Here is a 24,567-nt window from a genome sequence, read left to right as displayed (position 1 = left end):
CTTCACCAACGCTGCCCATCGCGCAACGCCGGGGGTAGAATACAGAGGATTTTATTTTAGAAATGGATTTTTACTTTGCGAAAATATGCAGTTATCGCCGCCGCGTTGATGATGTCTTCCTGCGCCACGCCGGAGAAATGGGAAGCGCAAACGGCAACCCCGACGCCCCTGGAAGCGGCCAGAGCCAGCTGCCGGCAAGCAGCTGAACAGCGCTATCCCGTCAGCCTGTCTTTGCACGCCAGCTCACCGGCCTTCTCCTCCATGACTATCAACGGCACGGAGATCCCCAACGCCGGTGGCGGCGCCTTTCCCTCGGACAGCAATGCAATGCGCAGAACAGAACACGTTAATGCCTGCATGAAATTGGAAGGATGGGAAAATAAAAATAAGGTGACGGGGTTATTGGCATTTTTATTTAACTAACGGCAACACGGAATAACTCGGAATTACCGCACTCAGGCAGCGGTAATTCCGCCCTATTGACCGACACCGACAGCCTGACTATTTTGCTACGATATAACAGGTTACACCTCTCCTCCATTCAGGGCGATAATCAAACAAATGGAATAAATTAATTTATGAGTGAGAAAGACACCCCCCTAAAAAATCCGCAAAGCCATATCAACAAAGCGGTATTCTTCACCTCTGCAGTCCTCATTTTTCTTCTGGTCGCGTTCGCCGCCTTTTTCCCCGACGTCGCTGACAAGAACTTCAAACTTCTGCAGCAACAAATCTTCACCAACGCCAGCTGGTTTTATATTTTGGCCGTGGCGCTGATTTTGCTCAGCGTGACGTTTCTGGGGCTTTCCCGCTACGGCGACATCAAACTCGGCCCCGATCATGCGCAACCCGATTTTCGCTACCACTCATGGTTTGCCATGCTGTTTTCAGCGGGGATGGGCATCGGCCTGATGTTCTTCGGCGTGGCAGAACCGGTTATGCACTATCTTTCGCCGCCGGTCGGCACGCCCGAGAGCGTCGAGGCGGCCAAACAGGCCATGCGCCTGACCTTTTTCCACTGGGGGCTGCACGCCTGGGCGATCTACGCCATCGTGGCGTTGATTCTGGCCTTCTTCAGCTATCGGCATGGCCTGCCGTTGACTCTGCGCTCTGCGCTTTATCCGATCATCGGCGACCGCATTTATGGCCCTATCGGCCACGCCGTCGATATCTTCGCCGTCATCGGCACCGTGTTCGGGGTCGCGACCTCGCTGGGTTATGGCGTGTTGCAGGTCAACGCCGGGCTTAACCACCTGTTTGGCGTGCCGATCAACGAAACCGTTCAGGTGATCTTGATCGTGGTGATTACCGGACTGGCCACCATTTCCGTGGTTTCAGGGCTGGAGAAAGGCATACGCTTTCTGTCAGAGCTGAACCTTGGCCTGGCGCTGTTGCTCCTGGCCCTGGTCTTGCTGTTGGGGCCAACCGTCCTGCTGTTGAAATCCTTTGTGGAAAATACCGGCGGCTATCTGTCCGAGCTGGTCAGCAAGACGTTCAACCTGTATGCCTACGAGCCAAAATCCAGCAACTGGTTAGGCGGATGGACGCTGCTCTACTGGGGGTGGTGGCTCTCCTGGTCGCCTTTCGTCGGTATGTTCATCGCTCGGGTTTCCCGCGGCCGAACCATCCGCGAATTTGTCACGGGCGTGCTGTTCGTCCCGGCAGGCTTCACCCTCATGTGGATGACGGTGTTCGGCAACAGCGCCATTTACCTCATCATGGAACAGGGCGCGACAGACCTCGCCACTACGGTACAGCAAGACGTGGCGTTGGCGTTGTTTAACTTCCTGGAGCATTTCCCGTTCTCCAGCGTGCTTTCGTTTATCGCCATGGCGATGGTGATCGTCTTTTTCGTCACGTCCGCCGATTCCGGCGCCATGGTCGTAGATACGCTGGCTTCGGGCGGCTCCAGCAACACGCCGGTTTGGCAACGCATTTTCTGGGCGTCGCTGATGGGCATCGTCGCCATCGCCTTGCTGATCGCCGGGGGGCTCAGCGCGCTGCAAACCGTCACCATCGCCAGCGCATTGCCGTTCTCAGCCATCTTGCTGATATCCATTTACGGTTTGCTTAAGGCGCTGCGCCGCGACCTGACCAAGCGCGACAGCCAAAATATGGCCACCATCGCCCCCACCGCCGCCCGCAACCCCATTCCCTGGCAGCGCAGGCTGCGCAATATCGCCTATCTGCCAAAACGCTCGCTGGTTAAGCGCTTTATGGATGAGGTTATCCAACCGGCCATGACGCTGGTGCAGGAAGAGCTGAGTAAACAAAACACGCTCAGCAGCATCAACGCCACTGCGGAAGACCGCATTCGTTTCGAGGTCGATTTGGGCGATGAGCTTAACTTTATCTATGAAGTCAGACTGCGCGGCTACAGTTCGCCGACGTTCGCTCTGGCCGGGCTGGATAACGATGAACAGCAAGCCGAGCAGCACAAGTATTATCGCGCGGAGATCTACCTGAAAGAAGGTGGCCAGAACTACGATGTCATGGGCTGGAATCAGGAGCAGTTGATCAACGATATTCTCGACCAGTACGAAAAACACCTGCATTTCTTGCATCTGGTTCGCTGAATGCCGACATGCCGTCCCGAGGGGCGGCATGTACACTCCTATTATGTGCTACGTATCTATACATATGCACACCGTCGCTTCGGCTCACACAAGTATGCATAGCCGCTTTAAGCATTCACACATAACGCCAGAATTAGTGAGCCAACTGATGGTGGGCTGCCAGTATCCGAATTTGTTTCAAGAAATCCTGTGTCGTTGTTCCCCATAGCTCCGGCAACACATCGTTCCCCCATCGAGCACTGAATTCATCATCAAGCGAGCCCGAGTATGCCGTTTCAAATTCGACAATATCCGCGATCAAGGTGTCTATCTTCGATGATGGGTTGTCTTGAAGATAGAAGCCCATAACGCCGGGAAGAGTTGTCGCCCCTGTGATTTCGTAGCTATCCTGCCCGAAATAAATTTGTATCAGATGTTCCAGGGCGGAAAAGTTACCCATTATTTTCATCGTGTGATCTCAAAAAGTGGGGTAAGCAGTAAGGATGTAATACGGCTTGCCGTGAAAAACCTCAAAGCGTATGACAACCCTAAGATTGGTCAGTTTGATAATGTTCTGCTCGCCACGCCGTAAACCATAGCCAATTACACGTCCGGCAGAATAGTTCACGACGAGAGGCGACAAGGGACGCGTTGAGCTTCTTACCCAAATTTTTATCCATTCCTGATTATGTTTCACTGCGCCGGAAATAGCCTCTTCGGCAATACGCACGTTAGTGAATGTTGTTGCTGCCCGCATGGTAGGGATTGTAGCAAGTCTTTGCGCCAATTCATCCGGTGTCTTGGCTATATGCTTCGCAATCGTATGGCCGCCAGGTTTCGCGCCCGTCATAGACTCATGCTCAACCAGTCTTACTCTCCCCATACGAACAGAAGCAACACGCGCCGCGCCTATCGCTGCCGCAAACACCAACGGCACCGCAACATCGACCGTAAGCCCTACGTTATAAGCCGTATCATCTTCCGCGCCCAGCGTTCTAGCCAGTGCAACAGCAGATTGGTAAGTATCAGTGGTTGTCGGTTGGCCAGTAACAATTTGATTGGAGGCGGCTTTGATACTATCGAGACTATGGGTACCGACAATGACACAACCAACCTTGGTTAAAAATGTTGGGTCCGGTGCATAACACAGCGCACCAGCACCAATGAGTTCAACAACTCCACCAGCAAGCCCCAACCCGCCAAACAGGCGATTACTCAAGGTTTCCCCTTCCGTAACGCTTCTGTCTGACATAACTGCCGCCAGTTGAACCGGCGAAAGCACAGCGCTTAAACCTTCCTCTGTTGCCATGATAAATCCTTTTATTGCGGTTCATTTTTCTGTGTACAGTCGCAGTAAATATTGTACTGCGTAGTTTTCGCTATCAGGTCACAATAGGTGTTGACCGCCTCAGCTCCATACCGAACCCTGTAAAAATTAATAGAAGCTACAACTTCTGATGATATAATTCATATGAACTTCTATCATCGTTCTAGATATAACTATTGACCGAGAATTCTTATCTGATAGGCACTATCACCTTTCTGTTACCATTGGATCCTTGCTCACTAATGATACCCAGTTCCTCCATCTTTTCGATGATGCGATTAGCACGGTTATAACCAATGCGGAACTGGCGTTGCACTAAAAAAACGGAAACTCTGCGCTCATCGATAACAAATGTTACAGCTTCGTCGAATAAGGGATCTAGTTCTTCATCAAAGTCCGTTTCAACAGGAAACTCCCCACTATTGAAAATACCCGGTTGGTATTGGGGCCATTCGCGAATTTTCCAATCCCTAACTACCGCATAAATATCTTGTTCGTTGACGAACGCACCATGAACACGTTGTGGTTTATTGGAGTTTGCAGCCATGTAAAGCATATCACCAGCCCCCATTAGCAATTCAGCACCCCCTTGCCCTAAAATAGTGCTTGAATCGCCCTTACTTCGAACGGTTAATGCAATGCGGGTAGGTATGCTGGCCTTAATCGCGCTGGCCATTGCGGTAACCGATGGCAGGGAAGTAGACATTATGATGTGAATACCTACTGAATGAGCCTTCTGAGCCAAACTAACGATCATCTCTTGAGCTTGTTCACCCGCAGCCATCATTAATTCGGCAATGTTGTCCACTACAACCACAATATAAGGCTCTTTTTCCAGTACTGGTGGAGTGTGTTCCGCTTTGCTAGAAGGTTTCCAGAACGGATCCGGGAGTGGTCGCCCCATAACTGTAGCCAACTCAATACGATCGTTGTAACTGGTCAACTGACGCACACCTAATGCATACATCAGCTTAAAGCGACGTTCCATCTCAGCCATGCACCAACATAATGCATTGACGGCTTCTTGCATGTCAGTAATGACATTAGTTAATAGATGCGGGATACCTTCGTAAAACGATAAATCCAGCATTTTTGGGTCAATCATAATGAATCGAACCTCTTGCGGACTTGCCCGATACAATATGCTTAGAATCACCGCATCAAGGAGCACAGACTTACCTGAACCGGTCATGCCCCCTATCAATAAATGGGGCATACACGCCAGATCAACAACTACTGATTTACCCGTAATGTCTTTACCCAATGCCACGGCTAAGGGGGAAGACTGCCTCCTGAACTCGGAGCTATCCAGCACCTCACGCAAATAAACTGCATGACGGTATGTGTTGAGCACTTCTATCCCTATGTGTGGCTTTCCAGGAATAACATGCAGAATCCTTAGTTTTTCAGCTGAGAGTACACGGGCTAGATCATGAGCCAAAGTAGCAACACGGCTAACAGTTACACCAGGTGCTAGTCGTAATTCAAAGGTTGTAAATATCGGCCCTTGTGATATGCCAGCAACTGTAGCCGCCACGTGATACAAAGCTAAACTGGATTCGATAAGCCGAACCATTTCAATAAGCTTCGAACTATTCGATTTGAAATTATCAACCGGAGGGACAGATAACAGTTCAATTTTTGGTAACGGAGTCGTTGCAAAATTTGGCATAGCTCCCTCTATATAGTAGTTAACGAAGCAAACGAAATGATTACTCTATCATCTGTTACTAAGGATCTATACCCTATTACGGCGTATAGTCATGCTTTGAAACATCGATTGGATTGATATCCGAGAGATTATTTTTAGCAGTCGCTTGCGTTACAACGATTTCAGAGAGGCCGCCGCCACCAAAAAAACGCCCAGTCCTACTGGATAGAACAACCAGGAGATAATACGCCTGCTCCATGACTTCTCAGGCGTCACATCATTGATTATTGCACCAACACTAAGAATGGAAGTAAAAAAACCTATTATTGCTAAGAAAGCGATCCCAGTAAGCCCTAAGTAATAAAAAATATTATTCAATGCTTCACGCTTTGCTAAACACCCCATCATTACCAGCATTTGAATCACGCTCAGAGCGAGAGCACCGGAACTCTTTTCAGCAACCTGCCGATAATCTCTAAAAACCTCACGAATCAATTCCTTCAATTTATTACCCCCCAATAAAAAAACATTAAAGCCATTTGACTTTCAACTACTAAGCATCATTACAGAGTTTACGTGGCAATAATAATTTATTTAACATTACTAATCATACTAACATTAAACAAACAGTTAAACGACCTCATCTCACACATTTTATGGGATATTCCTTCCACCTATTGACAAGCTTACCTGGCTGATCATATTAAAAAAATATTCCCCAAGCTATCCGAAAATTAGGCCACTTTTTTCACTTGTAAACGATCTACTCTCTCATTATCTTGACTAAATCAGAAGAAATAGCACTACGTATAGTGTTTTTATATTCCCTAGACAACAAAAAATCCGCCCCCACATAGTGAACTCGGCTCCCCAAGAAGCTAAGTCGCTGAGAGTTTTGGGGCATAAGGCAAACCATTAGCTTGCTATCTTTCTTACAAAGAATCAGACGATTTATTGTCGACAGCATAGATGGACCTTATAAAAAATTTTGTGCCCTATGAGGGGCTAAGCCCATAAAATGAGTATTTGTTATAACAGTCATCGGTATGCTCCAGCATTCGATGGTGAAGGCCGTCACAAGTGCTGTGGATGTGCCTATCAACAAGGCTACCGACAAAGGTTACTCCGTAGTTCTCCAACATAGGTAAACCTTGAAACACTACCTTGACACCGCTCTGCCCCCCTCCCCCCTCAAGTGGCTTTTGCACAAGGGTATCGTGTGGTCTTCAGGGCTCTTACCGTCAAACTGTCTAAGTCATACAGAGAGCGTGTTAGCGCCCTTTATCTAACAGTTGTTATTTAGACTAAAATTTACCCAGTTCCGATGGGCGGTAGGACTGAGGGCGCGGCAGCAATTAAAGATCCCACGGATTCTTTTTTTGCTTCACCATCTTATGTTTAACACCACTCACAATGAAGGTTAGATTTTCAGTGTCAATCACGCCCTCATGCTCTTTGAAGTCAAATGGGAACTTTACTCTATCGTCTGTGATTTTATATAGGCCACCGGGTATATTTGGGCCATGTTCAACTTGCAAATAGTCCCCTTTGATGAGCCAACGGCCTTCTACCTGGTATCCAATAGCAGCGCCATTTTCGTCAAAATAAAAACTCATTAGCCTTGCCTCCTTATTCTTTGAACTCAATTTCCTGATCGTCAAATTCCCCATGCCGGGACATCTTGATTGAAAAGCGTTTGAATGTTTTGAAAAACTCTTCGAGCGTTATCTCAATGTGCTCTTTACGTAAACCATATTCCTCGTCAGTAATAAATGCTGAAACACTCAGGGAACGTCCCCCTGAGTAAAAGGAAATGCCCTTAACAACCTCCCCTTCCTTGAGAATACCTTTGGCTCTCAGAAGATCGCTAAAATCCTCCTGATCTGCGCCATCCGCTGCAACACTACCAGTCCAATCGTCATACTGTGCAGAAGCTTTAAAGTGCATTTTTTCCATTTTATTTACTCCTTACTATATACATGGGTAAGGTATAACCTTAGCCTAAGTCTTTCAAAAAGCAATAAAAGCCATTAAGCCCAGTTGGTGGTAACACGCAAAGCGGAGCGTTAGCGACAGCATCAGTGATCTACTCAGAGCAAGGTCTTATCAAGATAACAGTGTATCCCTTCAGGGAAGCGTGGCTGAAACGCTGGCAGAGCCTGCATATCGTGTGCAGGAACGAAAACCACCATGAACCTGTTTAGAGACATGAGGCTTAAATGCGATTTGCGATGAGATTTTTATAAGTATTTAGAGCCTACAACGAGGGCTTAGTTTTCTTGTTGTGCTATCGCGGTAGGACGCTGAAGCAACGGCATGATCGGCTCACATGTTAACCCTCGTCAAACGGTGATGCAGTTAGCGAGAATCAGTTTTCTTAAAGCGCTTAGAGCTCAATGGAGTGATGCATGAGGAAGTTTTGGAGCGGGTGAAGGGAATCGAACCCTCGTATGCAGCTTGGGAAGCTGCCGTTCTACCATTGAACTACACCCGCATCGGTGTGCGACAGGCATTATAACCGGTTATCGGCGGCGGGCAAGCGGAGATGGCGCGTAACTGTCGATGTTTTAAGCGGTTAAGTCCGGCGGGCGAAAAAAAACCGGCGCAGTTGCCTGCACCGGTGGTTTCACGCTAAACGGAATTATTTCTGTGGGCGCATCGCCGGGAACAGAATCACGTCGCGGATGGTATGGCTGTTGGTGAACAGCATCACCATACGGTCGATACCGATGCCCAGACCGGCGGTCGGCGGCAGGCCGTGCTCCAGCGCGGTGACGTAGTCTTCGTCGTAGAACATCGCTTCGTCGTCGCCGGCGTCTTTGGCGTTCACCTGATCGGCAAAGCGCTGAGCCTGGTCTTCGGCGTCGTTAAGCTCGGAGAAGCCGTTGCCGATTTCACGGCCGCCGATGAAGAACTCGAAGCGGTCGGTGATTTCCGGGTTCACGTCGTTGCGGCGCGCCAGCGGCGACACTTCAGCCGGGTACTCGGTGATGAAGGTCGGCTGAATCAGATGGCTTTCCGCCACTTCTTCGAAAATCTCGGTCACGACGCGGCCCAGACCCCAACTCTTCTCAACCTTGATGCCGATGGATTCGGCGATGGCTACCGCTTTGCCCATGTCGGCCAGGTCAGCCAGATCGGTTTCCGGGCGGTATTTCTTGATCGCCTCGGTCATGGTCAGCTTCTCGAACGGCTTGCCGAAGTCGAACACTTCGTCACCGTACTGCACCTGAGAGGTGCCCAGCACTTTCTCGGTCAGGGTGCGGAACAGCGTCTCGGTCAGTTCGATCAGGTCTTTGTAATCCGCGTAAGCCATGTAGAGTTCCATCATGGTGAACTCTGGGTTGTGACGCGGAGAAACGCCTTCGTTACGGAAGTTGCGGTTGATTTCGAACACGCGCTCAAAGCCGCCGACCACCAGACGCTTCAGATACAGTTCCGGCGCGATGCGCAGGTACATGTCGATATCCAGCGCATTGTGGTGCGTGATGAACGGACGCGCGGACGCGCCGCCCGGGATCACCTGCATCATCGGGGTTTCGACTTCCATGAAGCCGCGTTCCACCATGAAGTTGCGGATAGCCGACATCACCTGAGAACGCACCTTGAAGGTGTTGCGCGATTCTTCGTTGGCGATCAGGTCCAGGTAACGCTGGCGGTAACGGGTTTCCTGATCCGCCAGGCCGTGGAATTTGTCCGGCAGCGGGCGCAGCGCTTTGGTCAGCAGACGCAGCTCGGTGCAGTGGATCGACAGTTCGCCGGTTTTGGTTTTGAACAGCTTGCCGCGTGCGCCGAGAATATCGCCCAGGTCCCACTTCTTGAACTGGTCGTTGTACACGCCTTCAGCCAGATCGTCGCGCGCGACGTACAGCTGGATGCGGCCACCCACGTCCTGCAGCGTGACGAAGGATGCCTTGCCCATAATGCGGCGGGTCATCATGCGGCCGGCGACGGTCACCTCTACGCCCAGCGCTTCCAGCTCTTCGTTGTCTTTATCGCCGTACGCGGCGTGCAGTTTGTCGGAGGTGGAGTCACGACGGAAGTCATTCGGGAACGCAATGCCGTTCTCGCGCAGGCCGGCCAGTTTCTCGCGGCGGGACTGCAGTTCGTTATTGAGATCCAGCGCCTGATCGGCGCCCTGTACTTGTTGTTCAGACATTTCTATTCCTCATAACCCGGCTTTCAAACTTGCCTCAATGAATTTATCCAGGTCGCCATCCAGTACGGCCTGCGTGTTACGCGTTTCGACGTTGGTGCGCAAATCCTTGATGCGAGAGTCATCCAGCACGTAAGAACGGATTTGGCTGCCCCAGCCGATGTCGGACTTGTTGTCTTCCATCGTCTGCTTATCAGCATTTTTCTTTTGCATCTCAAACTCGTACAGCTTGGCTCGCAGCTGTTTAAACGCTTGATCCTTGTTCTTATGCTGAGAACGATCGTTCTGGCACTGCACCACGATGTTGGTTGGCAGGTGAGTAATACGTACGGCGGATTCGGTTTTGTTGACGTGCTGACCGCCCGCACCGGAGGCGCGGTACACGTCGATACGCAGATCCGCCGGGTTGATTTCGATATCGATATCGTCGTCGACTTCCGGGTAGATGAACACCGAGCTGAACGAGGTGTGGCGACGGCCGCCGGAGTCGAACGGGCTCTTGCGCACCAGGCGGTGAACGCCGGTTTCAGTGCGCAACCAGCCGAACGCGTAATCGCCGATGATCTTGATGGTGGCAGATTTCAGGCCCGCGACGTCGCCGTCGGACTCTTCGATCACTTCGGTCTTGAAGCCCTTGGCTTCGGCCCAGCGCAGGTACATGCGCAGCAGCATGCTGGCCCAGTCCTGCGCTTCGGTGCCGCCGGAGCCGGCCTGGATATCCAGATAGCAGTCGGCGCTGTCGTATTCGCCGGAGAACATGCGGCGGAATTCCAACTGATCCAGCTTGCTCATCAGCTGATCCAGCTCGGCGACCGCTTCGTTGAAGGTCTCTTCATCGTCGGCTTCTACCGCCAGTTCCAGCAGCCCGCCGACGTCTTCGCCGCCCTGCTCCAGCTGATCGATGGTTTCAACGATGGCTTCCAGCGCGGCGCGCTCTTTGCCGAGCGCCTGCGCGCGCTCCGGTTCGTTCCACACGTCCGGCTGTTCCAGCTCGGCGTTGACTTCTTCTAGGCGTTCCTTCTTGGCATCATAGTCAAAGATACCCCCTAAGAACCGCAGTCCGCTCGGACAGGTCCTGAATTCGGTTTTTTACCGGGTTAATTTCAAACATGGTTTCGTTCTTTTACGTTGATGTCGTCGATGGCGGAATGCCATTGGAACCGCTAATTCTAACGGATCCGGGCGGCAGTTTATAGCGAGTTGGTCAGTTTTTGTGGCGATCGGGAAGGATGCAGGGGATTGGAGAGCCCAATCCCCGAATTGTGTTCAATTTCGCCTCAGCGCGGCCAAAGATGCTGGATCAGCAGCTGCACGTTGCGGCTGCCGCGAAACTCGTTGACGTCGAGCTTGTAGGCCAGCTCGACCTCGCGCACGCTGCTGTCCGGCCACAGCGTGGTGTCCACGTTGAATGCGATGCCGTCGAGCAGCGGGCCGCCGCCGAGCGGCTCCACCATCAGCTTCAGGTGTTTCTCGCCCACCAGCCGCTGCTGCAGGATGCGGAATTTGCCGTCGAAGGTCGGTTCCGGGAACGCCTGGCCCCACGGGCCGCCCTCGCGCAGCAGCTCCGCCGTCGTCAGCGACAGCTCCTGCATCGCCAGCTCGCCGTCAGACCAGATAACCCCTTCCAGCATCGCCGGATCGAGCCATTCCCCCACCAGCTCGCCGAAGCGCTGGCGGAACTCGTCGAACCTGGCCTCTTCCAGCGACAGCCCGGCCGCCATCGCGTGGCCGCCGAACTTCATCATCAGGCCGGGGTTCAGCATATCCAGCCGCTCCAGCGCGTCGCGCATGTGCAGGCCAGGCACCGAACGGCCGGAGCCTTTCAGGATGCCGTCGCCCGCCGGCGCGAACGCGATCACCGGGCGGTGGAAACGCTCTTTGATACGTGAGGCGAGGATACCCACCACGCCCTGGTGCCATTCCGGGTGATACATCGCCAGCCCGTAAGGCAGCTCGGTACTGGTGCGCTCCAGCTGGTCGCACAGCTGCAGGGCTTCCACCTGCATGCCCTGCTCTATCTCGCGTCGCGTCTGGTTCAGCGCGTCGAGATCGTTGGCCAGCATACGCGCCTGCGCAATATCGTCGCTCAGCAGCAGCGCCACGCCGATCGACATGTCGTCCAGCCTGCCGGCGGCGTTAAGACGCGGGCCGAGGGCGAAACCGAGATCGTTGGCCGCCAGTTGGCGGGCATCGCGGTTGGCCACCTCAAGCAGCGCGCGGATGCCCGGACGGCATTTGCCGGCACGGATGCGGTTTAACCCCTGATACACCAGAATGCGGTTGTTGGCATCCAGCGGCACCACGTCGGCCACGGTGCCAAGCGCCACCAGATCCAGCAGTTCCGCCAGATTGGGCATCGCCAGCGCGCGCTGCTCGAACCAGCCGCTGTCCCGCAGCCGGGCGCGCAGCGCCAGCATCAGGTAGAACGCGACGCCCACCCCGGCCAGCGATTTGGACGGGAAGGCGCAGCCGCGCAGGTTGGGATTGACGATCGCTTCGGCCGCCGGCAGGGTCTCGCCCGGCAGGTGGTGATCGGTCACCAACACCTGCATGCCCTTGGCGTGCGCCACGTCGACGCCGGCGTGGGAGGAGATGCCGTTATCGACGGTGACGATCAGCTCCGCACCGCGCGCCGCCGCCTGCTCCACCACCTCGGGGCTCAGGCCGTAGCCGTCTTCAAAGCGGTTCGGCACCAGGTAGTCGACGCTGGCGCCGCCCATGCTGCGCAGCGCCAGCACCGTCAGTGCGGTGCTGGTGGCGCCGTCGGCGTCGAAATCGCCCACCACCATGATGCGGCGGCCGTCGGCCAGCGCCTGTTGCAGCAGGCTGACGGCGTCGTCGATGCCGTCCAGCTGTTGCCAGGGCAGCATGCCCTTGACGCCGCGTTCCAGCTCCTGCTCAGCCTGCACGCCGCGCAGGGCGTAAAGCCGGCGCAGCAGCGGCGGCAAACTGGCGGGCAGATGCGTGTCGTCCGCCGCCGGGCGGCGACGTAGTTGCGTTTTGATACTCACCGGCGATTAACCACCGGCTTTGGTGGCGGCCTGGTGCGCATCCAGCATGGCGGCCATCTCTTTCGGCCCCTGATAGCCAGGGATCATCATGCCGTTTTCCAGGATGATCGCCGGCGTGCCCTGAATGCCGAACTGCACGCCCAGCTCGTAATGCTTGCTGATGTCGGTTTTGCAGGTCGCCGGGGAGATGGCGTCGCCCTTCATGGCGGCGTCGAACGCCTTGGCCTTGTCGGCGGTGCACCAGATCGACTGCATGTCTTTCTCAGCCTGGGAGGCCAGCCCCTGGCGCGGGAACGCCAGGTAGCGCACGGTGATGCCCAGATCGTTGTACTCTTTCATCTGCTGGTGCAGCTTGTGGCAGTAACCGCAGGTGATGTCGGTGAACACGGTGATCACGTGTTTCTCTTTCGGCGCCTTGTAGACGATCATCTGATCTTTCAGCGCGTCCATCTTGCTGCCCAGCAGTTGGTTGGTCACGTTGACCGGCTCTTTGCCGCTGACGTCGAACAGCGGGCCCTGCAGGATATGCTTGCCGTCTTCGGAGGCGTACAGCACGCCGCTGTCGGTCAGCACGGTTTTCAGTCCATTGACCGGTGAAGGCTGCACGTCCGCCTGCTGGATGCCCAGGCTGGCGAGCGCTTTTTTGATCGCCGCGTCATCGGCATGGGCGGCGCTGGTCACCGAAGCCACCAGCAGTGAGAGCAGCATTAAACCTTTTTTCATTGTTCCAATCCTTTCGAACCCGCCGCTCAGGCGCGCGGGTGATGCTGTTGATGTAGCTGTTTCAGTCGTTCGGTCGCTACATGAGTATAAATTTGCGTGGTCGAGAGATCGCTGTGCCCTAACAACATCTGTACGACACGGAGATCGGCCCCATGGTTCAGCAAATGGGTGGCGAACGCGTGCCGCAACACGTGCGGCGACAGACGCTCGCTGTCGATGCCCGCAAGGATGGCATAGTGTTTGATGCGATGCCAGAACGTCTGTCGGGTCATTTGCTGGCAGCGGGTGCTAGGGAACAGCACATCCAGCGTCTGGCCGTTGACCAGCCACGGGCGGCCGTGCTCCAGATAATTTTCGATCCAGTAGACCGCCTCTTCGCCCAGCGGCACCAGCCGCTCCTTGTTGCCCTTGCCGATCACCCGCACCACGCCCTGGCGCAGGCTGACGTCGCTGATGCTCAGCCCCACCAGTTCGGAAACTCGCAGCCCGGTGGCGTACAACACTTCGAGCATCGCCTTGTCGCGCAGTTCCAGCGGCTGATCGACGCAGGGCGCCTGCAGCAGCGCATCGACCTGCGCCTCGCTCAGATCCTTCGGCAAACGCTGCGGCAGCTTGGGAGACGCCAGCTGCGCGGTGGGATCGTCGGCGCGCAGCTTTTCGCGGTACAGGTACTGAAACAGGCGGCGCATGGCGCTCAGCAAACGCGCGGAGCTGGTGGCCTTGTAGCCGCCGTCCACCCGCTCGGCGAGAAACGCCTGCAGATCCAACGCCTGCGCCTGCAGCAAGGCGGTGTTTTGCTGGCCAAGCCAGGTGCCCAGCGCCTGCAAATCCAGCCGGTAGGAGGCCAGCGTATTTTCCGCCAGATTGCGCTCAAGCCACAGCGCATCCAGGAATTGTTCAATCAGCGCATGGTCTTGCTGTTGCACGCGGTCCTCTCTTTGTTGCATTTCCACCCGCGCCATTATGCCTTAAGCCGACGCAAATCAGGTATACTCGCTGCAATTCTCTAAACGGCAACGTAACGGTTTACACATGAAGATTGGTCTGTTTTACGGCTCCAGCACCTGCTACACCGAGATGGCGGCAGAAAAAATCCGTGAGATTCTGGGTGAAGACCTGGTCGACCTGCACAACCTGAAAGACGTCTCTCCCAAGCTGATGGAGGACTATTCCATACTGATCCTCGGCATCCCGACCTGGGATTTCGGCGAACTGCAGGAAGACTGGGAAGCGATCTGGCCGCAGCTGCCGGCGCTGGATCTGAAAGGCAAAATCGTCGCCATGTACGGCATGGGCGATCAGCTCGGGTACGGTGAGTGGTTCCTTGACGCGCTGGGCATGCTGCACGATCACATCGCGCCGCTGGGCGTGCAGTTCATCGGCTTCTGGCCAACCGAGGGCTTCGAGTTCACCAGCCCCAAACCGCTGAGCGCCGACGGCAAACACTTCGTCGGCCTGGCGCTCGATGAGGTCAATCAATACGATCTGAGCGAAGAGCGCCTGCAGCAATGGTGCGAACAGATCCTGCTGGAAATGGAGCCGCTGCTGTAGCCGCTATCGGGCGCTCAACGCGCCCGATTTCCCCCGCTTATTTCCACAGACGGAAGCGTGGCTCGTCTTCGCCGGCCGGCGTCTCCTTTGCCAGACGCGCCGGATCGGCCACCTGATACCAGTCCAACTTGCGCGTCAACAGCATAATGCCCGCCAGAATGGCGAACAGCAGCCCCGCCCCCAGCACCAACGCATTGTCCTCCGACTGCAGCAGCAAATAGAGCACGCCGTACAACAGCAATAGGCTCGCGGCGAACAGCGCACCGCGCAGCTTGCCGCGCAGTACGGCGCTCAAATAGAAGCCGATCAGACCGCTGCAGGCGATGCTGGCCGCCAGGTAAGCGAGAGCGAATCCCAGGTGTTCGGAGAAGGCCAGCAGAATCAGGTAGAACAACACCAGCGCCGCGCCGACCAGCAGGTATTGAATCGGGTGCACCCGCAGCCCGGTCAGGGTTTCGAACAGGAAAAACGCCATAAACGTCAGCCCGATAAACAGCAGCGCGTATTTGACCGCGCGCTCGGTCAACTGATAGTGATCGACCGGTTCAACCAGGCTGGCGCTGAAGGCCGGCAGCTTGTCCTCGTCGATAATGCCATCGTCGTAATGGAACGCACTGTTGATGTTGTTGGCGAACCAGGTGCTGCGCCAGCGAGCGCTAAACCCTTGCTCCGTCACCTTGCGTTCGTCCGGCAGGAAGTTGCCGAGGAAATTCGGGTGCGGCCAGTTGCTTTGCAGCTGCAGCTCGCTGCTGCGCCCCAGCGGCACCAGTGACAGGCTGCTGGTGCCCGCCAGCGTCAGGGTGAAGTCGGCGCTCAGCCCCGCTTTTTGTTGCAGCGCCGCCAGCGTCAGCGGTGCGTGGATCCCCTGGCGCAACGATCCCACGCCGGTGCCCGGCTCAAACGCCACCGGCTGCGGCGTTGCCAGCGGGGAAATGCTCTTGATGCCGCGAGAATCGCTCAGCGCCACCAGCAGGAACGGCTGGCCGACGGTCACGTTGGCGCGTTGCAAATCCGCCAGCTCCGGCTGGCCGAAACGCACCTTGAAGTTCAGCGGCCCCTGGTAAACCTGCGTCTGATAAATGCCCAACTTGCGCACTTCCACATTCGGTGCCCCCTGCACCTGAAGCGACTCCGGCAGCAAATAGCGGTGATGCTGCACCCGCTGCACCACCGTTTGTCCTTTCTCGTCTTTTTTCTCTTCTCGTTCGACATAAGGAATGACAATCAACGGGCCGAGCACGCGCTGCGCCCCGCTGGTGCTTTCGCTCACCTGCCCGACCACGCTTTGCCGATAGCCGCTGCGTTCGTCGATCACGCTCATCAGTTGGGCGATGGGGATCAACATCACCACCATCAATCCCAGCAGCGTGGTTATTTTCCAGAAAAGTACCGATTTCATCATGCTCGCTCCTCGTAGGTAATGAGGCCACGATAAAACCCGCAGGTGAAATCAGAATGTGGTTATGTGAAGGGAAGGTGAAGTCACAGCGATAACATGAAAGTCGCTTCCACCCCGTGCGGCCGGCGATTGCGCAGGTGAATGCCGCCATGATGCAGACGGGCGACCTCCTGCACGAAGTTCAGCCCCAGCCCGCTGCTTTTTGGCCGTTCGGCGCGCGGCAACGAATAAAAGCGCTCGAACACCTTATCGAACGCATAGTCAGGAATGCCGCTGCCGTCGTCGCAAACGCTGATGCAGTAATGCTGTTCCCGCCGTTCGCCTCGCACGCTGACGCAACCGCCCGGCGGGGTAAAGTCGATCGCGTTGTCCAGCAGGTTGGTCAGCGCCTGGCTGATCAGCAACGCATCGCCGTTCAGCGTCACCTCCGCCAGCGCCTCCAGCCGCAACCTGACGCCGCGCTGCGTCGCCTGCGCCTCTTTGCCCGCCACCGTCTGGTCGATCAACGCCGCGATCGCGATGGGCGCCGTCTCCATTTCTGGCCGGCTCTCCAGCCGCGCCTGCACCAGCAGTTTATCCACCAGTTGTTGGATGCGCGCGCTTTGCTGCTCAATGTTGGTGAGAAAACGCCGAGCGGTTTCCGGCGGCGGCAGCTCCTGCAACAGCTCCGCCGCGCCCCTGATCGCCGCCAGCGGGCTTTTCAGCTCATGCGTCAGGGCATGCGCATATTGTTCGATATAGGCTTTGCCTTCCAGCTTCAGGCGCATGCTCTCCAGCGCCTGCGCCAGCTGGGTCAGTTCCCGGCCGCCCACTTTGGGCAATGGCGCATTTTCGCCCTGCGCCACCCCATCGGCATAACGCACCAGCCGGCCTATCGACCGGTTGATCCACCAGACGAACACCGCCCCGATCAGCAGAGCGATCCCCAGCAGCAACGCGCCGGCCCACAGAATGCGCCGTTCGCTGCGCTTGATCACCGGCGCCATGGTGCTGTTGGGTTTACCCACGGTGAGCACGCCGATAATGCGCCCTTGTTCTATCACCGGCGCGGCCACATACATCACCGAACTGTTTTCATCCTGCGGGTCGCTGCGGGTGCTGCGGGCGCCGTACTGGCCGCGCAGCGTTCGATAAACGTCATTCCAGCGCGAATAATCCTGCCCCTGCGCGCGGCCGGCGGAATCGAAGATGACCCGGCCCTGGGCATCGGTAAGATAGACGTGGTATTCACTGCGGTCCTTGCGGATGCCGGAAATGTTGGCGCCGATCGGCCGCTGATTCAGCTGCGTAAACGCCTGCGCCAGTTGGCCATGCGCCGCATCGCCGCGCTGCATGTCCTGACGGGCGATCTGCGCCAACAGGTTGGCGGTGTCCACCAGCGTGCCTTCGGTAGCGCGCCGCACGCCGGGCTTCACTTCCTGGACGAAAATGCTCAGCACGAAGTACCCGGCCACCGCTACGATCAGAAAGTACCCCAGCAGCAGGCGCAGGCCAATTTTCATGGCTGGCGGCTCACGCTGTAGCCCAATCCGCGGTGGGTGTGGATCGGCGGTTCACCGGGTTCAACCGCACGCAGCTTGGCGCGCAGCGTTTTGATGTGGGTATCGACGGTGCGATCCAGGCTTTCTTCCGCCTGCGCCCAAACGCTTTCCATCAGTTGCTGCCGCGAGAACACCCGTCCAGGCGCCAACAGCAGCGTCTTCAGCAGCAGGTATTCGTAACGGGTCAGCGGCAACGGCCGCTGATGGTATGAGATGGTGGCCGCGTCTTCGTCGAGCGCGAAAGCGCCGAAATGGTAGGGCGCGCTCTGCTGCAGGCGCTGCTGCTTGTGCAGGCGACGCAAAATGGTGCGCACCCGCGCGCTGACCTCGCGAGGAGAGAACGGCTTGGCGACATAGTCGTCAGCGCCGATCTCCAGCCCGATCAGGCGATCCACTTCATCACTGCGGGCGGTGAGAAACAGAATCGGCAGGTCGGCCGCCTGAGCCAGCAGGCGGCGACACAATTCAAAGCCGTTGATATCCGGCAAACCGACATCGAGGATAGCGAGCGCGGGCGCGCCTTGCGCCAGCGCCTGCAACGCCGGTTCCGCGCGTTCGAACCAGCGCACCTCGAAGCCTTCGCTCTCCAGCGTGTAAACCAGCGTATCGGCAATGCTGGGTTCATCCTCCACCAACCAGAGTACGGGTTTCATCAGGGATCCTCGCCGTCACCCGCCGGCGGATACAGCAACAGCTGCCGCAGGTGGCGCCACTCCTCTTTGCTCATGCAGTCGGAAGCCAGCCACAGCCGGCGGCGCTTTTTGCCCTCCATCGGCAGCAGCGTCAGCAGCATGCCGTAACCCGGCATCCACGGTTTTTTCGCCAGCCGCCACTCGCGGCCGTGCCAGCTGAAGCGCCGGTCCGCCAGCAGCCGCAGCTCGCCCTGCGCCGCGGCGATGCGCTTCTGGCTGCGAATGCACTGAAACACCACCAGCGTCAGCAGCACCAGCCAGAGCGGGCCAAAACCTTCCGGCCAGGGCGAAATCAGGATCAGCAGGATCAACACACCGTGGGTCAACAGTGAAAACAGCTGGGTGCGCCAGGAAATGCGGATATCACATCGCCACTGGGCCACGGTCTTTATTTCGCGTTTGGATCAGGGTCACCATTCTCTGCAGCTCGCCGTCCTGCGGCGCGCCATGATTCATCAGCCAGTTGAACAAATCGGGATCGTCGCACTCCAGCAGGCGGATAAACAGCGCCTTGTCCGCGTCATTCAGGCTGTCGTATTCGTACTCGAAGAACGGCATGATGGAGATGTCCAGCTCGCGCATGCCACGGCGGCAAGCCCAGTGAATACGTGCTTTGTTGTTAATATCCATGTTGTTATGACTCACCTCTTTTCAGCGCGGCAGCGCCAGCGCAGGGTTCAAATGACACACTGTATGGCAACGCCGTCGCAATATAATTCCATCAGCCGGGGATCTGTCTGCAAGGGTGCCCTGGCCGCAAGCCTATAGAGTAACAATTTGACATACACGCCGGGAAGGCGCTTTGCTGCGGAAAGCGTAATAAAGCGCAAAATGCCAAAAAAAGCGCACCCCGGCGCCGCGGCGCGAATAACAGTTTGCAAAGCCCGCCGCCTCTTTTACCATGGGTTCAATACCCTTCAGGTAAGCTAAACGTTGAGCAGGAACTTACTATGGCGCATAACATTCCATTCCCACCCCGTCAGCCCTCCGCTTCCACCCATCTGCCCCTGACGCTGATCTCGCTGGAAGATTGGGCGCTGGTGACGCTGAACGGGCCGGACACGGTGAAATATCTCCAGGGCCAGGTGACGGCGGACATCGACGCGCTGGCGGCCGATCAACACGTGCTGTGCGCCCACTGCGACGCCAAGGGCAAAATGTGGAGCAACCTGCGTCTGTTCCACCGTGGCGAAGGCTTCGCCTATCTGGAACGCCGCAGCGTGCTGGACAGCCAGCTGGCGGAAATCAAAAAATACGCGGTGTTCTCCAAAGTCACCATCGCCGCCGATAACGACGCGGTGTTGCTGGGCGTCGCCGGTTTCCAGGCGCGCGCCGCGCTGGCGGATCTGTTCGCCACGCTGCCGAGCGCCGAGCACCCGGTAGTGCAGGACGGCGAGACCACGCTCCTGCACTTCAATGCGCCGGCGGAACGTTTTCTGCTGGTGACCCGCCCCGCCGTGGCCGAACAGCTGATCGGCAAACTGCATGACCAGGCGGAACTGAATGACAGCAGCCAGTGGCTGGCGCTGGAGATCGAGGCCGGTTATCCGGTTATCGACGCCGCCAACAGCGCGCAGCTGATCCCGCAGGCCACCAACCTGCAGGCGCTGGAAGGCATCAGCTTCAGCAAAGGCTGCTATACCGGTCAGGAGATGGTGGCGCGCGCCAAATTCCGCGGCGCCAACAAGCGTGCGCTCTACTGGCTGGAAGGTAAGGCGGCCCGCGCCCCGCAGGCGGCGGAAGACCTGGAGCTGCAGCTGGGTGAAAACTGGCGCCGCACCGGCACCGTATTGGCGTCGAGCCAACTGGCCGACGGCAGGCTGTGGGTGCAGGTGGTGATGAACAACGATTTGGACGCCGACAGCAAGCTGCGGGTGCGCGAGGATGCCGCCAGCCAGCTGGCGATCAAACCGCTGCCGTATTCGCTGGCCGAAGAGAAATAATCCGTCGGCCGCAGGCGCCCTGCCTGCGGCCGTCTTCGTTACTCGTCCAACTCCCCGTCGCGCTGCACCAGATAAATTAGCACCAGAATGATGGTGACGAAGAAGCGAAACGCATCGGGCACGCCGTTCCACTGTTTCGACATCCACATGCCAAACCACTCGCCCCCAATCGACATAAAGCCGACCTGCCAGGTGAGGAAGCCCAGCGTCAGCCCCACTACCGCCAGCTTTTTCCGGCCGTTGAAAGCTTTAGCGGGCAGTTTCAGGCCGCACAGCAAGCGCAGGCCGCCGATCCAGCACAGCAGCGCGGTCAGGCTCTCCAGCGCAATGATGAAGATATAGCCGGCGTGATGCAGCCACGGCGTTTGTATCGAACGGTAGCCGATGGTGGCGTCGGGGAAAATGGTGTCCATCATAAAGACGTGGCGCACGAAGGCGAAGTTGGAGCCGTAATCGGTGATATTGCCGAAGGCCACCAGCGAAGCGAACAAAGCGATAGCGCAGACCAGCAGCGCTTTGGATAAGCGAACAATCATCGTGATGAGTCCTGAACAAAGTTTAGAGAAAGAGTATGCGGGCTCAGAAATGAAAGAACGGGCTTGCTGGATACCCGAAAGAAGCAAGCGCCTCTTTTTTAAAACAAAAGAGGCGCCTGTTCAATACGCATTCAGACGTAGCGATAACGTTTAGACGTAGAGGTAGATCGCCATGAAATGGCAGGCGCTGCCGCCGAGCACGAAGGCGTGCCAGATGGCGTGGCCAAAGCGAATGCGCTTGGAGGCGTAGAAAATCACGCCGAGGGTATAGACCACCCCGCCTATCGCCAGCAGCGTGACGCCGCCGGCCTCCAGCCGCGTAACCAGCTGATAAATCACGATCAGCGACAGCCAGCCCATCGTCAGGTAGGTTACCAGCGACAGGGCTTCAAAACGGTGAGCGAAGGCCAGCTTGAACAGCACCCCCAGCAGCGCCAATCCCCAGATTACCGCCATCAGGCCCTTCGCCAGCGGCGAATCCAGCCCCACCAGCAGAAACGGGGTGTAAGTCCCGGCAATCAGGAGATAAATGGCGCAGTGGTCAAATTTTTTCAGCCAATGCTTGGCCTTCTGATGCGGGATCGCATGGTACAGCGTGGAAGCGAGAAACAGCAGGATCATGCTGCCGCCGTACAGGCTGTAACTGGTGATGGCCGTCGCATCGGCGCCGGTATTCACCGCCTGCACCAGTAGCAACACCAGGCCGACGATACCGAACACCAGCCCGATGCCGTGGCTGATGCTGTTGGCGATCTCTTCCGCCCACGGATAAGCCGAGGCGACAATCTTATTGTTCCCGGCTTTCACTACGTCCGTTTTCCCCATAACGCGCAACCCCTCAAAATGCCCTGCTTTGTGCGAAATTAACGCAAAGCAGCTTAACTGAGAATAATTCCAGTGTACACGTGTACGCTAAAATAAAAATGTGAACGCGTGTAACCATCGAAATCGCCCGCCCGGTGGTCTACAATCGTCAGGCTTCAACCCACCCACCTTGAGGTTTACACCATGTCATCCGCTGTACCCGCGTTAGATTTCGGCTCAATGACCCAGGTCATCCAGTTCCTGATGGAAATCGATAAGTTGAAAGGCGTGCAACGCCGCACCAAAGTGCTGGGCACCCAGCGCCAGGAAAACTCCGCCGAACACAGTTGGCACTTCGCCATCGCCGCCATGAGCCTGGCGCCCTACGCCGGTGATGACGTAGACATTCAGCGCGTGATCCAGATGGCGCTGCTGCATGACATTGTGGAAATCGACGCCGGCGACGTGCTGGTCTACGATCTGGCGGCCCGCGCGGCGATCCACGATCAGGAAGTGGCAGCGGCGCGCCGCCTGTTCGGCATGTTGCCGGAGGCTCAGCGCGAGTATTTCACCGCTTTATGGCAGGAATATGAAGATGGCGAAAGCGCCGATGCACGCTTCGCCTTGCTGCTGGATCGCACCATGCCGATGCTGATGAACCTGCACAATGAAGGCCAGAGCTGGGTGGAAAACGGCATCAGCCTGGAGCAGGTGCTGGCGCGCAATGCATCGATCGCCGACGTGCACCCCGAGCTGTGGCACCACATGGAGCAACACCTGCGGGATGCGCAGCGCAAAGGCTGGTTGAAGTAAGTAAACCAGGCCGCCGCCGCAGCCCGTTATCGTCACGCGAACGCCCGTTGGCGTTCCAACGCCTCCTCATAGCTCGGCATCGATCCCGCCGCCCCGGCGCGCTCCACGCAGACCGCGGCGTAGGCGGCGGCGAAGCGCACCGCATCGGCTAACGGCACCTGATTCGCCAGCTGCGCCGCCAGGGCGCCGTTAAACGCATCGCCCGCGCCGGTGGTGTCTTTCGGCTGCGCCGGAAACGCCGGGATCAGCTCGCTGTTTTCCCCGTCCGAGAACAACGCCCCCTGCGTGCCCAAGGTCACGATCAGCAAGCGAATGCCCTTGGCGTGCAGCACCTGCGCCGCCTGGCGCGCCGAAGCCGCATCCCGCACCGGCACGCCGGTCAGCAACGTACACTCGGTGGCGTTGGGCGTCAGCATATCAACCTGCGCCAGCAGGCTGTCCGGCACCGGCTGAAACGGCGCCGGGTTGAGAATGATGAACGTCTGCGCCTCGCGGGCGATGGCGATCACCTGCTCAATCGCCGGCAGATTGTTCTCCAGCTGGGTCAACAGAATGTCCGCCGCGGCGATCGCCGGCCGGCACTGGCGCACCTCATCTTCGCTGACCGTCAGGTTGGCGCCGGGATCGACGGCGATCATGTTCTCCGCCTCCTCGCCGGCAACATAGATAAGCGCATTGCCGGTCGGGCAATCGCCGGTCGAGAACAGCGTCACCGCATCGAAACCAGCGGCGGCGAGGTGGCGCCGGGCGAAGGTGCCGAAGTCGTCGCGCCCCACCTTGCCGATGTAATGCACCCGCGCCCCGGCGCGCAGCGCGGCGGTGGCCTGATTGGCGCCCTTGCCGCCCGCGCCCATCATGCTGTTGCGGGCGATCAGCGATTCGCCGGGCTGCGGAAAGCGCGCCATGCCGGCGACGATATCCAGGTTGAACGAACCGAACACGCAGACTTTGCCTTTCATTGCGGGTACTCCCTGCTCAATTGGAAATGGCGCCGGGCGGCCAGGCAGGCGCCTTTGCTGCCGGTTTCATCGCTAAGGCGGCTGATGGAGATCGCCAGCCCCTGCGCCGGCTGCGGCCCGCGCAGATGGCGGCGGATCTCTTGCTCCAGCTGCGCCAACGGGAAACCATTCATGGCGATCACGCCGCCCCCCAGGATCAGCCGCTCTGGATCGAGCACGTTCATTTCGATGGCGATGGTCTGCGCCAATCGTTCGACGAAGCGCCGCAGATCCGGATGTTCGCCGTGGCGTTCGAACAGCCGTTCGAACGGCGTTTGCGCCGCGTTGGCATGCGCCCAGCCGGTTAGCCAGTGACCGGAGGTCAGGCTCTCGACGCAGCCCCGTTTACCGCACGGGCACTCGCCCTGATGGCCCGGCCAGGGAATGTGCCCCAGCTCGCCGGCGGCGCCGTGCGCCCCGTGGTAAAAATCGCCGTTCAGCCACAGGCTATTGCCCATGCCGGTGCCCAAATACAGCCCCACCGCCACCTGCGGCAGCGCCGGCAGCTGCTGCAAGTCCCACCACAGCAGGTGATTGACGTCTTTATCCATCCGCACCGGCAGCGCCAGCAAATCGGCCAACAGCGCCGCCACCGGCTGAGCATCCAACGCCGGAATGAACGGCAGCGACAGCACCCGCGAGCGATCGCGGCTGAGGATACCCGGCAGCCCCAGCATCACCTGCGCCACCTGACGATCCTGGCAATGCCCGGCGATCAGGCGGCCCAACGCCGCCAGCGGATCGGCCTGCCGTGCCCAATCGGCGGTCGCCATCTTGCGGTAACCGCTGAACTCGCCGTCATCATCCATCAACAGCAGGCGGGTGTTGGTGCCGCCGACGTCTACGCCAAGAAAATGCCGCATCATG

General features: G+C 57.3%; 25 protein-coding genes and 1 tRNA gene. 5 read left to right on the top strand and 21 right to left on the bottom strand.

Going from position 1 to position 24,567, the window contains the following annotated elements; translation table 11 throughout:
- Positions 1–75 precede the first annotated feature (75 nt).
- Entirely contained in the window at positions 76–423 is a 348-nt protein-coding gene (locus REA38_RS22520; protein WP_049194800.1) for a hypothetical protein, read from the top strand.
- A 155-nt stretch (positions 424–578) separates the two neighbouring features.
- Positions 579–2,576 (top strand): choline BCCT transporter BetT, encoded by a 1,998-nt coding sequence (locus REA38_RS22515; RefSeq protein WP_308886659.1) that lies wholly within the window; start codon positions 579–581, stop codon positions 2,574–2,576.
- 133 nt (positions 2,577–2,709) lie between these two features.
- Here REA38_RS22515 and REA38_RS22510 read toward each other — a convergent pair whose 3' ends face one another.
- From REA38_RS22510 to xerD, 12 genes are all read right to left on the bottom strand, one after another.
- Entirely contained in the window at positions 2,710–3,015 is a 306-nt protein-coding gene (locus REA38_RS22510) for a contact-dependent growth inhibition system immunity protein (protein WP_185741838.1), read from the bottom strand.
- An 18-nt stretch (positions 3,016–3,033) separates the two neighbouring features.
- A complete protein-coding gene (locus REA38_RS22505) occupies positions 3,034–3,864 on the bottom strand; it encodes an RNase A-like domain-containing protein (protein WP_142002913.1) in 831 nt (276 codons plus the stop codon).
- 208 nt (positions 3,865–4,072) lie between these two features.
- Positions 4,073–5,554: a DNA translocase FtsK gene (locus REA38_RS22500; protein ID WP_308886658.1), complete on the bottom strand. Its 1,482-nt coding sequence runs from the start codon at positions 5,552–5,554 to the stop codon at positions 4,073–4,075.
- 150 nt (positions 5,555–5,704) lie between these two features.
- A complete protein-coding gene (locus tag REA38_RS22495; RefSeq protein WP_142002917.1) occupies positions 5,705–6,037 on the bottom strand; it encodes a hypothetical protein in 333 nt (110 codons plus the stop codon).
- A gap of 851 nt (positions 6,038–6,888) precedes the next feature.
- On the bottom strand, positions 6,889–7,149 hold the full coding sequence (locus tag REA38_RS22490; protein ID WP_142002919.1) for a hypothetical protein: 261 nt from the start codon (positions 7,147–7,149) through the stop codon (positions 6,889–6,891).
- A gap of 13 nt (positions 7,150–7,162) precedes the next feature.
- Positions 7,163–7,489, bottom strand: coding sequence for a hypothetical protein (locus tag REA38_RS22485; protein WP_142002921.1), 327 nt, complete (start codon positions 7,487–7,489; stop codon positions 7,163–7,165).
- 464 nt (positions 7,490–7,953) lie between these two features.
- A tRNA-Gly gene (locus REA38_RS22480) sits at positions 7,954–8,027 on the bottom strand.
- Positions 8,028–8,174: 147 nt separating this feature from the next.
- On the bottom strand, positions 8,175–9,692 hold the full coding sequence (gene lysS / locus REA38_RS22475; RefSeq protein WP_033649459.1) for a lysine--tRNA ligase: 1,518 nt from the start codon (positions 9,690–9,692) through the stop codon (positions 8,175–8,177).
- Positions 9,693–9,701: 9 nt separating this feature from the next.
- Positions 9,702–10,800, bottom strand: a protein-coding gene (gene prfB, locus REA38_RS22470; protein ID WP_096242572.1) for a peptide chain release factor 2 whose coding sequence is annotated in 2 segments (ribosomal slippage) — positions 9,702–10,724 and positions 10,726–10,800 — 1,098 coding nt in all. Because the reading frame shifts where the segments join, the coding sequence is not laid out codon by codon here.
- A 166-nt stretch (positions 10,801–10,966) separates the two neighbouring features.
- Positions 10,967–12,700, bottom strand: coding sequence for a single-stranded-DNA-specific exonuclease RecJ (recJ, locus tag REA38_RS22465; protein WP_308886657.1), 1,734 nt, complete (start codon positions 12,698–12,700; stop codon positions 10,967–10,969).
- 6 nt (positions 12,701–12,706) lie between these two features.
- Entirely contained in the window at positions 12,707–13,423 is a 717-nt protein-coding gene (gene dsbC / locus REA38_RS22460; protein WP_041036552.1) for a bifunctional protein-disulfide isomerase/oxidoreductase DsbC, read from the bottom strand.
- A 26-nt stretch (positions 13,424–13,449) separates the two neighbouring features.
- Positions 13,450–14,349: a site-specific tyrosine recombinase XerD gene (gene xerD / locus REA38_RS22455; protein WP_033638574.1), complete on the bottom strand. Its 900-nt coding sequence runs from the start codon at positions 14,347–14,349 to the stop codon at positions 13,450–13,452.
- A gap of 106 nt (positions 14,350–14,455) precedes the next feature.
- Between xerD and fldB the strand changes: the two genes are divergently transcribed.
- Entirely contained in the window at positions 14,456–14,974 is a 519-nt protein-coding gene (gene fldB, locus REA38_RS22450) for a flavodoxin FldB (RefSeq protein WP_033635825.1), read from the top strand.
- A gap of 37 nt (positions 14,975–15,011) precedes the next feature.
- Here the strand turns inward: fldB and creD are convergent, their stop codons facing one another.
- The 5 genes from creD to sdhE form a co-directional block, all read right to left on the bottom strand.
- The gene (gene creD, locus REA38_RS22445; protein ID WP_041036554.1) at positions 15,012–16,376 is read right to left on the bottom strand and encodes a cell envelope integrity protein CreD; all 1,365 of its coding nucleotides are present in this window, start codon (positions 16,374–16,376) and stop codon (positions 15,012–15,014) included.
- A gap of 80 nt (positions 16,377–16,456) precedes the next feature.
- On the bottom strand, positions 16,457–17,875 hold the full coding sequence (creC, locus tag REA38_RS22440; protein WP_033654070.1) for a two-component system sensor histidine kinase CreC: 1,419 nt from the start codon (positions 17,873–17,875) through the stop codon (positions 16,457–16,459).
- Positions 17,872–18,567: a two-component system response regulator CreB gene (gene creB, locus REA38_RS22435; protein ID WP_049232287.1), complete on the bottom strand. Its 696-nt coding sequence runs from the start codon at positions 18,565–18,567 to the stop codon at positions 17,872–17,874. Before creB ends, creC begins: the two co-directional genes overlap by 4 nt.
- Positions 18,567–18,989, bottom strand: coding sequence for a protein YgfX (locus tag REA38_RS22430; protein WP_033649453.1), 423 nt, complete (start codon positions 18,987–18,989; stop codon positions 18,567–18,569). The genes creB and REA38_RS22430 overlap by 1 nt, the downstream gene beginning before the upstream one ends.
- On the bottom strand, positions 18,970–19,236 hold the full coding sequence (gene sdhE / locus REA38_RS22425) for an FAD assembly factor SdhE (RefSeq protein WP_004931679.1): 267 nt from the start codon (positions 19,234–19,236) through the stop codon (positions 18,970–18,972). The genes REA38_RS22430 and sdhE overlap by 20 nt, the downstream gene beginning before the upstream one ends.
- Positions 19,237–19,556: 320 nt before the next feature.
- On the opposite strand from sdhE, the gene ygfZ reads away from it, so the two are divergent.
- On the top strand, positions 19,557–20,549 hold the full coding sequence (gene ygfZ / locus REA38_RS22420) for a tRNA-modifying protein YgfZ (RefSeq protein WP_047570651.1): 993 nt from the start codon (positions 19,557–19,559) through the stop codon (positions 20,547–20,549).
- Between the two features lie 38 nt (positions 20,550–20,587).
- Here the strand turns inward: ygfZ and REA38_RS22415 are convergent, their stop codons facing one another.
- Both REA38_RS22415 and REA38_RS22410 read right to left on the bottom strand, forming a co-directional pair.
- Positions 20,588–21,085 carry a DUF2165 family protein gene (locus REA38_RS22415; RefSeq protein ID WP_033649451.1) on the bottom strand — a complete coding sequence of 166 codons (498 nt, stop codon included), beginning with the start codon at positions 21,083–21,085 and terminating at the stop codon, positions 20,588–20,590.
- Positions 21,086–21,235: 150 nt separating this feature from the next.
- Entirely contained in the window at positions 21,236–21,910 is a 675-nt protein-coding gene (locus REA38_RS22410; RefSeq protein ID WP_033649450.1) for a hemolysin III family protein, read from the bottom strand.
- A gap of 183 nt (positions 21,911–22,093) precedes the next feature.
- Here REA38_RS22410 and REA38_RS22405 point away from each other — a divergent pair, with 183 nt between their 5' ends.
- Positions 22,094–22,702, top strand: coding sequence for an HD family hydrolase (locus REA38_RS22405; RefSeq protein ID WP_025304127.1), 609 nt, complete (start codon positions 22,094–22,096; stop codon positions 22,700–22,702).
- Between the two features lie 32 nt (positions 22,703–22,734).
- Here the strand turns inward: REA38_RS22405 and rbsK are convergent, their stop codons facing one another.
- The gene (gene rbsK / locus REA38_RS22400; RefSeq protein WP_033635835.1) at positions 22,735–23,661 is read right to left on the bottom strand and encodes a ribokinase; all 927 of its coding nucleotides are present in this window, start codon (positions 23,659–23,661) and stop codon (positions 22,735–22,737) included.
- Positions 23,658–24,566 carry an allose kinase gene (alsK, locus tag REA38_RS22395; protein WP_060443588.1) on the bottom strand — a complete coding sequence of 303 codons (909 nt, stop codon included), beginning with the start codon at positions 24,564–24,566 and terminating at the stop codon, positions 23,658–23,660. The genes rbsK and alsK overlap by 4 nt, the downstream gene beginning before the upstream one ends.
- Between the last annotated feature and the right edge of the window lies 1 nt (position 24,567).

Origin of the sequence: Serratia sp. MF1(2023), from assembly GCF_030954545.1 — a bacterium.
GTDB classification, from domain to species: Bacteria; Pseudomonadota; Gammaproteobacteria; order Enterobacterales; family Enterobacteriaceae; genus Serratia; species Serratia sarumanii.
This window is presented reverse-complemented; position numbering and strand designations above follow the sequence as displayed.

What these genes read in the sequence shown, in the direction of transcription:
- REA38_RS22410 (WP_033649450.1), bottom strand. Translation starts at nt 21,910, where the DNA reads ATGGGGAAAACGGACGTAGTGAAAGCCGGGAACAATAAGATTGTCGCC.
- dsbC (WP_041036552.1), bottom strand. Translation starts at nt 13,423, where the DNA reads ATGAAAAAAGGTTTAATGCTGCTCTCACTGCTGGTGGCTTCGGTGACC.
- alsK (WP_060443588.1), bottom strand. Translation starts at nt 24,566, where the DNA reads ATGATGCGGCATTTTCTTGGCGTAGACGTCGGCGGCACCAACACCCGC.
- rbsK (WP_033635835.1), bottom strand. Translation starts at nt 23,661, where the DNA reads ATGAAAGGCAAAGTCTGCGTGTTCGGTTCGTTCAACCTGGATATCGTC.
- REA38_RS22405 (WP_025304127.1), top strand. Translation starts at nt 22,094, where the DNA reads ATGTCATCCGCTGTACCCGCGTTAGATTTCGGCTCAATGACCCAGGTC.
- ygfZ (WP_047570651.1), top strand. Translation starts at nt 19,557, where the DNA reads ATGGCGCATAACATTCCATTCCCACCCCGTCAGCCCTCCGCTTCCACC.
- REA38_RS22500 (WP_308886658.1), bottom strand. Translation starts at nt 5,554, where the DNA reads ATGCCAAATTTTGCAACGACTCCGTTACCAAAAATTGAACTGTTATCT.
- creB (WP_049232287.1), bottom strand. Translation starts at nt 18,567, where the DNA reads ATGAAACCCGTACTCTGGTTGGTGGAGGATGAACCCAGCATTGCCGAT.
- sdhE (WP_004931679.1), bottom strand. Translation starts at nt 19,236, where the DNA reads ATGGATATTAACAACAAAGCACGTATTCACTGGGCTTGCCGCCGTGGC.
- REA38_RS22510 (WP_185741838.1), bottom strand. Translation starts at nt 3,015, where the DNA reads ATGGGTAACTTTTCCGCCCTGGAACATCTGATACAAATTTATTTCGGG.
- REA38_RS22415 (WP_033649451.1), bottom strand. Translation starts at nt 21,085, where the DNA reads ATGATTGTTCGCTTATCCAAAGCGCTGCTGGTCTGCGCTATCGCTTTG.
- lysS (WP_033649459.1), bottom strand. Translation starts at nt 9,692, where the DNA reads ATGTCTGAACAACAAGTACAGGGCGCCGATCAGGCGCTGGATCTCAAT.
- REA38_RS22515 (WP_308886659.1), top strand. Translation starts at nt 579, where the DNA reads ATGAGTGAGAAAGACACCCCCCTAAAAAATCCGCAAAGCCATATCAAC.
- creD (WP_041036554.1), bottom strand. Translation starts at nt 16,376, where the DNA reads ATGATGAAATCGGTACTTTTCTGGAAAATAACCACGCTGCTGGGATTG.
- REA38_RS22505 (WP_142002913.1), bottom strand. Translation starts at nt 3,864, where the DNA reads ATGGCAACAGAGGAAGGTTTAAGCGCTGTGCTTTCGCCGGTTCAACTG.
- REA38_RS22485 (WP_142002921.1), bottom strand. Translation starts at nt 7,489, where the DNA reads ATGGAAAAAATGCACTTTAAAGCTTCTGCACAGTATGACGATTGGACT.
- fldB (WP_033635825.1), top strand. Translation starts at nt 14,456, where the DNA reads ATGAAGATTGGTCTGTTTTACGGCTCCAGCACCTGCTACACCGAGATG.
- REA38_RS22490 (WP_142002919.1), bottom strand. Translation starts at nt 7,149, where the DNA reads ATGAGTTTTTATTTTGACGAAAATGGCGCTGCTATTGGATACCAGGTA.
- creC (WP_033654070.1), bottom strand. Translation starts at nt 17,875, where the DNA reads ATGAAAATTGGCCTGCGCCTGCTGCTGGGGTACTTTCTGATCGTAGCG.